This window comes from Mycetocola sp. Y791 (assembly GCF_059445325.1).
The window spans coordinates 134,002-146,780 of record NZ_JCAIUC010000002.1 but is presented as its reverse complement, the minus strand read 5'-3'; the positions used below and the strand labels follow the sequence as shown (position 1 = coordinate 146,780).

At 64.7% G+C, this 12,779-nt stretch carries 12 protein-coding genes; 1 reads left to right on the top strand and 11 read right to left on the bottom strand.

Annotated elements, in window-relative coordinates:
- Positions 1–3 precede the first annotated feature (3 nt).
- From AC1C2N_RS05545 to AC1C2N_RS05535, 3 genes are all read right to left on the bottom strand, one after another.
- A complete protein-coding gene (locus AC1C2N_RS05545) occupies positions 4–1,683 on the bottom strand; it encodes an FAD-dependent oxidoreductase (RefSeq protein ID WP_495433202.1) in 1,680 nt (559 codons plus the stop codon).
- 16 nt (positions 1,684–1,699) lie between these two features.
- A complete protein-coding gene (locus tag AC1C2N_RS05540; protein WP_495433201.1) occupies positions 1,700–1,864 on the bottom strand; it encodes a DUF8730 family Cys-rich protein in 165 nt (54 codons plus the stop codon).
- A gap of 99 nt (positions 1,865–1,963) precedes the next feature.
- Positions 1,964–3,010, bottom strand: a complete 1,047-nt coding sequence (locus AC1C2N_RS05535) for a LacI family DNA-binding transcriptional regulator (protein ID WP_495433200.1) — start codon at positions 3,008–3,010, stop codon at positions 1,964–1,966.
- Between the two features lie 125 nt (positions 3,011–3,135).
- Between AC1C2N_RS05535 and AC1C2N_RS05530 the strand changes: the two genes are divergently transcribed.
- A complete protein-coding gene (locus tag AC1C2N_RS05530; RefSeq protein ID WP_495433199.1) occupies positions 3,136–4,902 on the top strand; it encodes a glycoside hydrolase family 35 protein in 1,767 nt (588 codons plus the stop codon).
- 88 nt (positions 4,903–4,990) lie between these two features.
- Here the strand turns inward: AC1C2N_RS05530 and AC1C2N_RS05525 are convergent, their stop codons facing one another.
- From AC1C2N_RS05525 to AC1C2N_RS05490, 8 genes are all read right to left on the bottom strand, one after another.
- A complete protein-coding gene (locus AC1C2N_RS05525; RefSeq protein WP_483406565.1) occupies positions 4,991–5,893 on the bottom strand; it encodes a carbohydrate ABC transporter permease in 903 nt (300 codons plus the stop codon).
- Complete coding sequence (locus AC1C2N_RS05520) at positions 5,890–6,876, bottom strand: carbohydrate ABC transporter permease (RefSeq protein ID WP_495433198.1); 987 nt, start codon at positions 6,874–6,876, stop codon at positions 5,890–5,892. The genes AC1C2N_RS05525 and AC1C2N_RS05520 overlap by 4 nt, the downstream gene beginning before the upstream one ends.
- An 86-nt stretch (positions 6,877–6,962) precedes the next feature.
- On the bottom strand, positions 6,963–8,276 hold the full coding sequence (locus tag AC1C2N_RS05515) for an ABC transporter substrate-binding protein (RefSeq protein ID WP_495433197.1): 1,314 nt from the start codon (positions 8,274–8,276) through the stop codon (positions 6,963–6,965).
- 282 nt (positions 8,277–8,558) lie between these two features.
- Positions 8,559–8,888: a hypothetical protein gene (locus tag AC1C2N_RS05510; RefSeq protein WP_483406568.1), complete on the bottom strand. Its 330-nt coding sequence runs from the start codon at positions 8,886–8,888 to the stop codon at positions 8,559–8,561.
- Positions 8,889–8,966: 78 nt separating this feature from the next.
- Positions 8,967–9,479, bottom strand: a complete 513-nt coding sequence (locus AC1C2N_RS05505; RefSeq protein ID WP_495433195.1) for a hypothetical protein — start codon at positions 9,477–9,479, stop codon at positions 8,967–8,969.
- A gap of 36 nt (positions 9,480–9,515) precedes the next feature.
- Positions 9,516–11,879 carry an ATP-binding cassette domain-containing protein gene (locus AC1C2N_RS05500; RefSeq protein ID WP_495433194.1) on the bottom strand — a complete coding sequence of 788 codons (2,364 nt, stop codon included), beginning with the start codon at positions 11,877–11,879 and terminating at the stop codon, positions 9,516–9,518.
- Positions 11,879–12,289 (bottom strand): VOC family protein, encoded by a 411-nt coding sequence (locus AC1C2N_RS05495; RefSeq protein ID WP_495433193.1) that lies wholly within the window; start codon positions 12,287–12,289, stop codon positions 11,879–11,881. The genes AC1C2N_RS05500 and AC1C2N_RS05495 overlap by 1 nt, the downstream gene beginning before the upstream one ends.
- A 5-nt stretch (positions 12,290–12,294) precedes the next feature.
- Complete coding sequence (locus AC1C2N_RS05490) at positions 12,295–12,744, bottom strand: helix-turn-helix transcriptional regulator (protein ID WP_495433192.1); 450 nt, start codon at positions 12,742–12,744, stop codon at positions 12,295–12,297.
- Positions 12,745–12,779: the final 35 nt, after the last annotated feature.

Below are 12,779 nucleotides of genomic sequence, written 5' to 3'. Positions count from 1 at the left end.
TCCTTACGCGAGTGAGGTAGCGGGAGGTGTGCGGTGGGCGCCGGTCTTCGGCGACGTGGCTGCCGTTCCGGCGAGCCAGGTGCGGTAGCCACCATCGAGGTTGCGTACGTCGTGCCCAAGCTGGGCGAGGAGCCGCGAGGCGGTGTGCCCGCGCTGCCCGACCTGGCAGTGGACGATGAGCGGAGCGTCCGGCAGTTCAGCGTCGCGTTCACGGATCTCGTCGAGAGGCAGGTTGATCGCCCCCGGGATCGTGCCCCTGTCGAATTCACCCGCGGAACGAACGTCGATCAGGATCGCCCCGGCCGAAATCGCGTCATCGAGTTCGTGCCACTGGACGCTGCGGCTTGCCCCCGTTGCGAGGTTGTCGGCGACGTAGCCCGCCATGTTGACGGCATCCTTCGCCGAGCCGAACTGGGGCGCATACGCGAGCTCCAGTCGCGACAGCTGGGATGCTGTCAGACCGCCGGCCATCGCCGTGGCGATGACGTCGATTCGCTTGTCGACGCCGGACCCGCCGACGATCTGGGCGCCGAGGATGGCATCCGTTTCAGTGTCGACGAGGAGCTTCATCGACATTTGTTCGGCGCCGGGATAGTAACCGGCGTGCGATGACGGATGCGTGTGGATGACGCGGTGTGGCCGGCCAGCGGCGAGCAGCCGGGCCTCGCTCCAACCGATCATCGCGATGGCAAGGCCGAAGAGTCCGACGATCGATGCGCCGAACGCGGGCACGCTCGGCTCAGCGATGCCGACGATGGCATCTGCGGCTGTCCTGCCGTGGCGGTTGGCGAGGCCGGCCATTGTCACGAGCGTCGCGCCATGGTCGATGGCGTCAGTTTTCTCAACCGCGTCGCCGACCGCGTAAATCGAGGGGTCACTCGTGCGCTGGAATTCATCGACGACGATGCCGCCGCTGGCCCCGATGGCAAGGCCAGCGTCGCGAGCGAGGGAGGAGTCGGGTCGCACGCCGCGTGCGTCGATGATGAGGTCGGCGGCGACGACGGTTCCGTCGTCGAGGTGCACTTTGCCGGCGCGGATATCGGTGACCGTGGTGTGAACGCGAAGGTCGACACCGTGGTCGAGGAGCGCGTCGATGACCGGGGCAGCCATCTCGGGATCCAGGGGGGACAGCGGACGGGGTCCGCGCTGGACGAGCGTCACGGCGAGTCCCCTGGCGACGAGGTTCTCGACCGCTTCGAGCCCGATGAATCCGGCTCCCATGACGACAGCGCGCGCGCTGTCGCCGACCTTATCGAGAACCGTGGCGATGGCATCCACGTCGTCGACGGTTCGCAGGGTGTGGATCGGGACGCCATTTCCGGGGAGAGTGCCGGTTACCGTTGCTCCAGCGGCCAGGATCAGGACGTCGTACGGCTCCGTGTGCGTGATGCCGTCGCGGACGCCGGTGACCTCTACCGTTCTGGATTCGCGGTTGATGTGGGTGACCTCCTGGAGTACCCGCGCATCGAGGCGAAAACGTGCGGCGAGTGAGGCGGGAGTCTGGAGGAGGAGGCTCTCCCGATCCTCGATGATTCCACCGACGTAATACGGCAGGCCGCAGTTCGCGAACGAGACATATGGCCCGCGCTCGAACACGACGATCTCCGCGCTCTCGTCGAGACGGCGCAGGCGGGTTGCCGCGGACATCCCGCCCGCGACACCTCCGATGATGACAATCTTCACAACGGTCCCGTTCCGCTTAGCGGCCGAATAGACGCGAGAAGAACCCGCCTGAGCTTGGCGTGTTCTCGTGACCCTGGCATCGGTCAGCGCGCGACACGCCCACCATGACCGCATCGACGTGCTGCCCGCAGCCCACCCATGTCGTTTTTCCACAGGTCCTGCAGGTCACAGCTCGGCACATCGTTTGAATTCTCCCTCGGTATTCGGGCGCCCGACGGGGTACCCGAAGCCAACGGTAAGATACCCCAGGGGGTATACAAAATCCACGCGGGAACTGTGATTACTTTGACAGGGAACCTTTGTTGCGCGGGGTCTTCGGTGGCGCCGTCGATGTCCGAACGACGAGTTCCGGAAAGAGCGGTTCGATGGCAACCGGCGCGCGTTTCTCGATCATGTCGATGACACGTGTTGCCGTTGCCCGACCGACTTTCTCGAACGGCTGCCGAACAGTGGTGAGCGCGGGTGCAGCGTATGCCGCGAGGGCTATGTCGTCGACGCTGACCACGGAGATCTCGTCAGGCACCGTACGACCCGCTTCGTGCAGGGCCCGAATTACACCGAAGGCCATCTCATCGCTGGAGACGAAGACAGCAGACGCGTCGGGGATCGCCGCGAGGGTCCGTCCTGCGCGATAGCCGGACTCAGGCGACCAGTCGGCCGGAATGACCGGCGGTGGGGTTATGCCGTGCTCTTCGAGCACTGCCTCCCACTCTTCGCGTCGGGCCTTTGACTCCTGCCAGAACTCAGCTCCGGAGACGTGCCACACCGAGCGGTGACCAAGCTCGAGCAGGTGCTCGGTTGCCAGGCGCGCGATGGCGCGTTGATCGACGAGCGCGTCGATCCCTGTGCTGTCGAACTGGCGGTGTCCGACGGTGGGCGTTCGCTCGGTGCGGGTACCAAGGGCTTCCGCGAGGTAACCGACCGGCGCGAGAATAACGATCCCTTCAGAGCCCTGGCGCTCCAACCGTTCGAACGCCTCAACGAACGCAGCAGGCGCAGAGTGTTGTGGAACGCTTGCGGTGGTAACCGTGTACCCCGATTCTGCCGCGACAGCTTCGACGCCGAGCAGAATGGCGCTTGTCGAATAGCGTCCGGACGAGACGAGGATGACCCCGAGGGTACGGGTCCGGCCAGACGCGAGCGACGCGGCCGCCGCGTGGAGGCGATAACCGACGGCGTCGACGGCGGTCATTACCCGACGCGCGGTTTCAGGTCGCACGTTCGAATGACCGGAAATCACCCGTGACACCGTCTGGGCGGAGACCCCGGCCGCGCGCGCGACATCGACCTGACTTGGCGACCGATCCTCGGGTGAACGACGTGGCATGCCCACCATCGTAGTGAGCGTTCACTCCGCCGACGTCGCTCAACCGGGGAGCTGAGCAACCACGGTAATGTTAACGCAAACATTTCCTGAGGGCGATCCTGCCCGCGATCGGAGGACCGACGTACATGAGTGCGAACACCACCCGGGATGTCACTGTCTCGACAGCTGCCCTCACGTACAACGACAACGTCCTTTTACGGGGAGGTCGGCCACACCGGATGCTCTCCGGCTCGGTCCACTACTTCCGGGTGCACCCGGCCCAGTGGGAGGACCGGCTGCGGCGCCTGGCCGCCATGGGCGCGAATACGGTCGACACCTACATTCCATGGAACTTCCACGAGCAAGTGGAGGGCGAGCCCGATTTCGACGGCTGGCGCGACGTCGAGAGCTACATCCGGCTCGCGGCCGAGGTCGGCCTCGACGTCTACGTGCGCCCGAGCCCGTACATCTGTGCCGAATGGTCGAACGGTGGGCTGCCGACGTGGCTCACGGCTCGCACGCGTGCCCTCCGAACGAGCGACCCTGAATTTCTGCGAGCGGTCGACGCCTGGTATGACGAACTTCTGCCTCGCCTTGCGCCGCTGCAGGCGGTGCACGGCGGACCCATCGTCGCCATTCAGGTGGAGAACGAATACGGTTCGTACGGCTCCGATCGCGGCTATCTCGAACATCTTCGCGATGTGATTCGCGATCACGGCATCGTCGAACTGCTCACGACGGCCGATGGAACCACATCCGACATGGTGCGTAATGGCTCGATTGACGGAGCCATGCCAACGTTCACCTTCGGCACCGGCGTCGCGGCCGCCCGGGAGCTCCTTCCCGCAGCAACACCTCTCCTGTGCAGCGAGCTCTGGGGTGGATGGTTCGACCACTGGGGCGAGAAGCACCACGTACGGAAGGCCTCGAGCACGGCGGGAACCGTCGAAGAGCTTCTCGCAGCCGGCGGGTCGGTCAGCCTGTACATGGCTCACGGTGGCACGAACTTCGGGCTGTGGAGCGGAGCAAACTGGGATGGGGTGCTCCAGCCGACGATCACGAGCTACGACTCCGACGCACCCATTGCGGAGGACGGCCGCCTGACCGCCAAGTTTGACGCGCTCCGGGCGTTGTTCGCACCGTTCCACGACGGCCCGCTCCCTGAGCCGCCCGCCGAACCGCGTTTCCAGCCCGCGGCATCCGCACCGCTGGTGCCGGAAGCATCCCTCCTGGCTGTCGTGCGCTCGGTGGCGGCCGGTCCGGTGACCCCGCGGCCGCTGACCTTTGAGGAGCTCAGCGTCGCCGATGGGCTTGTGGCCTACGAAAGCGCGGTGGATCTGCCTGGCGAGACGATCCTCGCGATCGACGGCCTGCACGATCGGGCTGTCGTCTTCCTCGACGGTGAGCGTATCGCCGTTCTCGAGCGCGACGGTCAAACGAGCGTGGCTCTCGAGGGGCCAGCACGGTCAGCGGTGCTCACCATCGTCGTTGAGAGCCTGGGTCGCATCAACTACGGCGCGAAGCTTGGTGAACGCAAGGGCATCCTGGGTGGAGTCCTCGTCGGTCGACGGCTGGTACACGGGTGGACCCACCGTGTGCTTCCGCTTGACGGCAGCGCCGTCGGAGGCGTGTCAGGTGCTGACGGATTCGCCAGCGCCCAGTTCGACCTCGACGAGGCCGCAGACGCCTGGCTTGCCTTCCCCGGCGGCGTCCGGGGCATGGTCTGGGTGAATGGCTTCCTCATCGGGCGCTACTCTGCGATCGGGCCACAGGAGACGCTCTACGCACCGGCACCGCTGTGGCGCGAAGGACGCAACGAAGTGCGCGTCCTCGATCTCGACCAGCTCGGCACCGCGGTCGAGATCCGTGACCGTGCTTCGCTGGGTGAGGTCGAGGAGTTCATCGGATCCTGATGATCATTCCTGGTGGCAACCACCTCTGACAGACAAAACGAGAGAGGCCCCGCGGCGTAGCGCCGCGGGGCCTCTCTCGTTGATTGGGTCAGCCCTTCACCGCTCCGGCGGCGAGTCCCGACTGGAAGAACCGCTGCAGGCTGAAGAAGAGCAGGATGAGCGGGACGACCCCGAGCAGGGCGCCGAGCATGACCGCGCCCTTGTCCGGAGCAAAATAGCTGACCATGCCGAACAGCCCCAGGGTCACGGGCTTGAGCTCCTGCGATGACACCATCAACAGCGGAAGCAGGAAGTTGTTCCACGTGGCGACGAAGACGAACAGGAAGATCGTCACCATTGCCGGTCCGAGGAGCCGCAGGACGATGGTGAAGAAGATACGCGCTTCACCTGCCCCGTCGATGCGAGCGGCCTCAAGCAGCTCTGAGGGCACGGAGGACTCCGCGTAGACCATCGCCAGGAAGACTCCGAACGGTGAGACCGCTGACGGGATGATGATCGCCCAGGCCGTATCGACGAGGCCCAGCGCCTGGAACTCGAGATACAGGGGCACCGTCAACAGCGCGACGGGGAGGAGCAGCCCGCCCATGATGAAACCGACCGCCACCCGCTTGCCAGGGAAATCGAACTTGGCGATGGCGTATCCAGCCATGACAGCGAACAGGGTTCCGATCAGGCCGGCAGACAACGAGTAGAAGACGGAGTTGCCCACCCACTGCCAGAACATGCCCTGGGTCCAGCTCATCAGACTCTCGTAGTTGGTGACGAGGTTCCAGTCGGCGAACCAGAAGCCGAACGTCGACGACAGGTCTCGGTTGTTCTTCGTCGCGGCGAACATCACCCACACCACAGGGGCGACGAAGTACAGCGTTGCGACGACAAGGGCGCTGATACCGGCTATCCGTGCGACCGGGCCAGGGAGCACGGACTTCGGGGGGAGATCGACGACGGGTGCCTTTCGGCGGGGTTTCCGGGTGGTGACGAGGGCGCTCACGCGCTTGCTCCCTTCCGGCGCTGCAGCAGCGCGTAGACGATGGCGAGGGCTCCTGCGATAGCGGCCATGAGCAGCGAGTATGCCGAGGCTGGACCAGTGCCCGATGGGGAGATCGCACCCATCATCGAGTTGTACGTCAGCATCATCGGCGTGTACGCCTTACCCATCCATGGGTTGGCGGCTTCCATGACGACCGGCTCGTTGAACAACTGCACGGTGCCGATGATCGAGAGAAGCACGGCGAGGAGCGCCGCCGAGCGGACGAGCGGAACCTTGATCCTCATAGCGATCTGCCATCCGCTCGCACCGTCGAGGCGGGCTGCTTCGTACAGCTCGCGTGGAACCGTCTGCAGCGCGGCGAGGAAGATGAGCATGTTGTAGCCCGTGTACGTCCAGGTGGTCATGTTCGACATCGAGAGCAGAACAGTGCCTGGACCCATGAGGTCGGTGCCTTCGGGCAGCAACTGCATGAAGGGGGAAACCTCAGGGGTGTAGAGGTAGAGCCACATCATGGCGGCGATGACGCCGGGGATCGCGTACGGCAAAAAGAAGGCCAGACGGAACACCGTGGGCCGGCGAACGATGAAGGAGTCGAGGAGGAGCGCGAGGGCAAGCGCAGCCACGATCATCACCGGAATTTGGAAGAGTGCGTAGAGCGTCACCCTCCCCATTCCCAGCCAGAAGACCTCGCTCCCCAGTGCGAGGGCGAAGTTATCGAATCCGACGAACGTGTCGACGACTTCACCACCGCCGTACAGGCCGTCCCCGCCTGGCTTCTGCGAGAAAAGCGCCGATCGGATCGACACTCCGATCGGAACGAGGAAGACGACGACGAACAGAACAGCGAATGGCGCCATGAACAGCCAGCCGGTTGTCGCCTGGGAGCCGAGACGGCGCTTGCGTTTCACCGCGGTCGGCCGCGGGGCCCTGGCAGCGGGTTCGGGTGGAGAGCTGTCCGGTACGGTGCGGGTGGTCATGGTCATCAGCTGTGGTCTCCTTCAACCAGGAACGGCCGGCGGACCACATCGATGTGTGGCCCGCCGGCGCGGTGTTCATACTGTCGTTTGCGTCACTTGGCGGTCGGAAGCCCGAGGTCTTCGAGAGTCTCGAGTGCCGTGGTCTTCGCTGTCGTAAAGATGTCAGCGACCGTCGCCGATCCACTCGCGACGTTCGAGGCTGTCTCGTTCATCTTGGTCAGCGAGGCGAAGCCCGGTGCGTAGACGAATTCGGGGTTCAGGTTCGCGGAGGCCGTTGCCAGCTCCGCGAGAACATCCTGCCCACCGAACTGGCGGAGCATCTTCTCGCTCGTCTCGGGTGTGCCGTTGGCGGCGATGACGAGACCCTGCGAAGCGAGGTCGTCAGTCTGGGTGTTGAACCAGGCGTTGAAAGCCATCGCTTCCTGCGGGTGCTCGCAGCCCTTCATGACGGCGACGCCCGAGCCGCCGTCGGGGCCGGTGACCTCTCCTGCGCCGAAGTCCGGGAGCTGCGCAACGCGCCACTGGCCCTCAGCGGGTGTTCCGTCGAGCGAGTCGAGCAGGAAGCCTGCCTCCCACGCTGCTCCGACGTGACCGATGAGGGATCCATCGTTCATTGCCTGGGTGAACCCTTCGCCCCAGCGCTCGGTCACGAGGGCCTGGTCGTTGTCGATGAGACCCTGCCAGAATGCGGCAACCTTCTGGCTTCCCGGACCCTCCGAGTCGACGGTCCAGCCCTCATCCGTCGAACCGAACCAAACGTCGCCGGCAGCAGCAGACTGGGCGGACAGCCAGGAGAGCGCTTCGTCAGGCGTGAACGCTGCAGCGAACTTCCCTGCACCCGCCGCGGTTGCAGCCTGGGCGCCGAGCTCGTCGAGCGTCGCGGGCACGGTGAGTCCGAGCTCGGTGAATACCGTTTCGTTGTAGTAGTAAACGAGGGGGCCGGTGTCCTGCGGGAGTCCGACTACCGCGTCACCGACGGTCATCATCGCGTATGCGCCGGCGGAGAAGTCGTCGGCGTACTTGTCAGCTTCCTCCGCGACGTCTTCGACGAGGCCCTTGACGAACATCTGCGGTACTTCGGAGTAGCCCACCTGGGCGAGGCAGCTCGCGTTGCCGGCTTTGACGTCGGTCTCGAGCTTGAGGATCATGTCGGTGGCTGCGCCGTCAAACTTCGTCGCCTTCACCTGGATGTCGGGGTTCTCTTCGTTCCACCTGTCGACGATCTCATTGACCGGGGTCATCCCTTCGCCATCGGGCAGGCGGTGAAGGTATTCGATCTCGACGGGCCCGTTAGAGCCTGCCGATGTGCTCGAACCCTCGGTGCTGCAGGCCGCAAGCCCGAAGGCGGAAATCGCCGCCACAGCCGTGACGGCTGTGAAACGCGCGAAGCGAGTCCTGGGTGTCATCTGTCGCTCCTCTTTGAGTGATACCGCCCCGGCTGGCGAGACGGATCGAATGCCGGCCCCAAGCGCTTCGTGCTTCGCCTCGCTGCCGAGCTATTGAATGTTTGCGCTAACACTACCGCGAAGGTGCACATAATCAAAGAAAAGAGACTGAAGTATCCTCAGGAAAGATAGCGCAACCACCACCGGGCCCCGGCCCGGTTCCAGTCAGGCTGGCGCCACCGCCTGGCGAGACGCCACGCAAAAACGGACCGGACGTGCCGCTGGTCGACCCGGCGCGCGGGCTCAGCGCTCCTGTTGACCCGGCTCTGTTTGCCCGCGCTCGGCGGGGTTGTTCGCAAAACGGGTACCGATGAGGGCGAGGAAAGCACCGCCGACGATGATCCCGACAGTCAGCGCAACCGGGACGAAGAGGTCGTACGTCGCAGCCCACCATGCGAGCCACACGCCGACCAGCAGGTTGATCGAGGCCCAGAGCACGTTCTCGGCTGCCGATGCCGGCACTCGCCAGGGGACGCGGTGCAGGTACCCGGCGCTGCCCCGCGTGAGGTGCGGAACGGCGTTCGCGAGGAAGATGCTCGACAGTGCGGCGATGGCATAACCGATGACACTCATGACTGTTCCCTCCGTTGGGCGACGACAGCGGTGCAGACGAACTCTATCGCCGCCGCTCGGGCATGTTGCGGCGAGTGGTCAGTGCCAGTTGATGTTCGACAGGGTGCGGGTGACGACGATCGGTTCGCCATTCATCTTCTGCGACAGGGCCTTGGCGGTTTCGATGGCAGAGCCGAGCGGATGTCCAAGGCCCACATGCAATCGGGAGGCCCCGACGCCGGCCATGATGGCGTCGAACGAGTCGACCCGGAATTCGTCTGTGGCCCCATACCGCCGGGGCCACAGACGGACGAGAGCGCCGTCAGCGACGACAGCGCGCTTCTCGAGCAGCATCAGGGTGGTGTAACCCATCGGAATCGTCTCCCAGGGTTTCTCCGGGTCGATGTCACCGAGAATGCTGGGCGTCACCCCTCGGTTCGTCGCGTACAGGCGAGCGGTCTCGTCGTGTTCGACGTCGAATACCGACGGGGCATCCGCGAGCCAGTCGCTTCGCTCGATGCAGTTCCGCACGGTGACTGTGATCGGCGGGTGTGACTCTGCTCTCCACGCGGTGGTGTCCCTGATGACTGAGACCTCTCGATGTGGTGTCATGCCTCCAGTCAACAGCACACCGGCTGTTCGAACGGTTCAGCCGCCGACGTAGGTCGCGAGGTGCTCGCCCGTGAGGGTCGACCGGTGAGCGACGAGGTCAGCTGGCGTGCCCTCGAACACGATCCGCCCGCCGTCGTGACCCGCGCCGGGGCCGAGATCGATGATCCAGTCGGCGTGCGCCATCACCGCCTGGTGGTGTTCCACGACGATGACGCTCTTGCCCGAGTCGACGAGCCGGTCGAGCAGGCCGAGCAGATTCTCGACATCGGCGAGGTGCAACCCGGTCGTCGGCTCGTCGAGCACGTAGATCCCACCCTTCTCGCCCATCTGGGTGGCGAGCTTGATTCGCTGCCGTTCTCCACCCGACAGCGTCGTCAGTGGCTGGCCCAGACTGAGGTACCCCAGACCCACGTCGGACAACCGCTCGAGGATCACGTGTGCCGCCGGTGTCTTCGCATCACCCGAGCCGAAGAACTCCTCGGCCTCGAGCACACTCATCGCGAGCACCTCGCTGATGTCACGCCCGCCGAGTGTGTATTCGAGAACGGATGCCATGAACCGTTTCCCCTCGCACACTTCGCAGGGCGATTCGACGGTCGCCATCATGCCGAGGTCGGTATAGATCACACCGGCACCATTGCAGTTCGGGCACGCGCCCTCCGAGTTCGAACTGAACAGGGCGGGCTTCACTCCGTTGGCCTTCGCGAATGCCTTGCGGATCGGGTCGAGCATCCCGGTATAGGTTGCCGGGTTACTGCGGCGTGAACCCCTGATGGCACCCTGGTCGATTGCCACCACACCGGCGCCGGGCGGAATCGAGCCGTGCACGAGCGAACTCTTGCCCGAACCGGCAACCCCGGTCATCACGACCAGCACGCCGAGGGGAATGTCGACGTCGACGTTCCTGAGGTTGTGCCTGGTCGCCCCTCTGATCTCCAGTGCGCCCGTCGGGCTTCGCACCTCGTCCTTGAGCGCGACCCGGTCGGAGAGGTGACGGCCGGTGAGGGTGTCGCTCGCGCGCAACTCAGCGAGAGTGCCCTCGAAGCAGACGGTTCCGCCCGCGGTCCCTGCTCCAGGGCCGAGATCGACGATGTGATCGGCGATCGCGATCATCTCGGGTTTGTGCTCGACCACGAGCACCGTGTTGCCCTTGTCGCGGAGCCGCAGCAACAACTCATTCATTCGCTGGATGTCGTGGGGGTGCAACCCGATGGTCGGCTCGTCGAAGACATAGGTGACGTCGGTGAGCGACGAACCCAGGTGGCGAATCATCTTGGTGCGCTGCGCCTCACCGCCCGAGAGCGTGCCAGCAGGACGATCGAGCGACAGATAGCCGAGGCCGATCTCCACGAAGGAGTCGAAGATGTGCTGGAGAGCGCCGAGCAACGGGGCCACGGACGGCTCGTCGAGTGACCGCACCCAGCCGGCGAGGTCACTGATCTGCATCGCACACGCCTCGGCGATGTTGACGCCGTCGATGCGCGACGACCGTGCGCCCTCGTTGAGCCGTGTGCCTCCACAATCGGGGCAGGTGGTGAACGTGACGGCCCTGTCGACAAACGCACGGATGTGGGGCTGCATCGCCTCCCGGTCCTTCGAAAGGAGTGACTTCTTGATCTTCGGGATCAGACCCTCGTAGGTCATGTTCATCGACTGGAGCGAGATCTTCGTCTGCTCCTTGTACAGAAAGTTGTCGCGCTCCTTCGCGGTGTAATCACGGATTGGCTTGTTGGGATCGACGAATCCCGACTCTGAGTAGATTCGCACCATCCAGCCGTCTGCCGTGTATCCGGGAATGGTCAGCGCGCCATCGGCCAGCGATTTGGAGTCGTCGAACAGCTGGGTCAGGTCGATGTCGTTGACCGTGCCCATGCCCTCACAGCGCGGGCACATGCCGCCGGTGATGGCGAAGTCACGGCGTTCCTTAATGGTCTTGCCGCCGCGCTCGAGCGTCACAGCGCCCGCGCCCGAAATCGAGGCGACGTTGAAGGAGAACGCCTGAGGTGGGCCGACATGCGGTTGGCCCACCTTGCTGAACAGAATCCGCAGCAGGGCGTTCGCGTCCGTCGCCGTGCCGACCGTGGAGCGGACGTTCGCGCCCATTCGTTCCTGGTCGACGATGATCGCGGTCGTGAGTCCCTCGAGCACGTCGACGTCCGGCCGGGCGAGGTTTGGCATGAAGCCCTGGAGAAAGGCGCTGTAGGTTTCGTTGATCATCCGCTGCGACTCCGCGGCGATGGTGCTGAAGACCAGCGAACTCTTTCCGGAGCCGGAGACCCCGGTGAACACCGTGAGCCGACGTTTCGGCAGGTCGAGACTGATGTCCCTGAGGTTGTTCTCGCGGGCTCCCTGCACCCGGATTCTGGTGTGCCCGTCGGCGAGGTGTTGATCCTCGGCCACTAGCGAAGCTCCTGCAGGCGAATCAGGTTACCCGCCGGGTCACGGAATGCGCAGTCACGGATGCCGTATGGCTGGTCGGTCGGTTCCTGGACGATTTCGGCGCCGCGAGCCTCGAGAGCCGCGAAGGCGTCATCCAGGTCGGTGGTGGCGAGGTTCACGCCGAAGTAGCTGCCCTTGGCAATGAGATCGAGGATCATCCGGCGTTCGTCTCCGGTGAAGTCAGGAGATGCGATCGGCGGCATCAGGACGATCGAGGTATCCGGCTGGTTCGGCGGTCCGACAGTGATCCAGCGCATATCCCCATAGCCGACATCGTTGCGAACCTCGAAGCCGAGGACGTCACGATAGAAGGCGAGCGAGGCGTCAGGGTCGGTCTGGGGAAGAAACGATTGGTGGATTGTGATGTTCATGATCGTCACGCTAGCTCCGGCTGTCGTGCTCGTGCTTCTCGATTCCTGACCGGTCTCGTCACCTGTTTTGCCACACACGGTGCCAGGCCCGTCGATGGGTGGATGGGCTCTCGCCGGTAGACACTCGGAGGAACCCCCACCAGTTCGGTGAACCGGGTGCTGAAGGTGCCCAGCGAGGAGCAACCGACGCTGAAGCACACCTCGGTGACGCTCAGGTCGCTGTTGCGCAGCAGCGCCATCGCCCGTTCGATGCGACGGGTCATGAGGTAGGAGTACGGGGAGACGCCATAGGCGAGGCGGAATTGGCGGCTCAGATGCCCGGCCGAGAGGTGCGCACCCCTCGCGAGCCCCTCGACATCGAGCGGCTTCGCGTACTCACGATCGATCCGGTCCCGCACGCGACGCAGAATTGCGAGGTCGGCGATGCGCTGCTTCTCGGCGGCACTGCTGGTCACACGCCCGATCGTGCCACGTCCGATTCGGCTTGTCC

Excerpts from the sequence above, each read along its gene's own strand:
- AC1C2N_RS05540 (WP_495433201.1), bottom strand. The coding sequence starts at position 1,864 with ATGTGCCGAGCTGTGACCTGCAGGACCTGTGGAAAAACGACATGGGTG.
- AC1C2N_RS05535 (WP_495433200.1), bottom strand. The coding sequence starts at position 3,010 with ATGCCACGTCGTTCACCCGAGGATCGGTCGCCAAGTCAGGTCGATGTC.
- AC1C2N_RS05530 (WP_495433199.1), top strand. The coding sequence starts at position 3,136 with ATGAGTGCGAACACCACCCGGGATGTCACTGTCTCGACAGCTGCCCTC.
- AC1C2N_RS05520 (WP_495433198.1), bottom strand. The coding sequence starts at position 6,876 with ATGACCATGACCACCCGCACCGTACCGGACAGCTCTCCACCCGAACCC.
- AC1C2N_RS05515 (WP_495433197.1), bottom strand. The coding sequence starts at position 8,276 with ATGACACCCAGGACTCGCTTCGCGCGTTTCACAGCCGTCACGGCTGTG.
- AC1C2N_RS05510 (WP_483406568.1), bottom strand. The coding sequence starts at position 8,888 with ATGAGTGTCATCGGTTATGCCATCGCCGCACTGTCGAGCATCTTCCTC.
- AC1C2N_RS05505 (WP_495433195.1), bottom strand. The coding sequence starts at position 9,479 with ATGACACCACATCGAGAGGTCTCAGTCATCAGGGACACCACCGCGTGG.
- AC1C2N_RS05495 (WP_495433193.1), bottom strand. The coding sequence starts at position 12,289 with ATGAACATCACAATCCACCAATCGTTTCTTCCCCAGACCGACCCTGAC.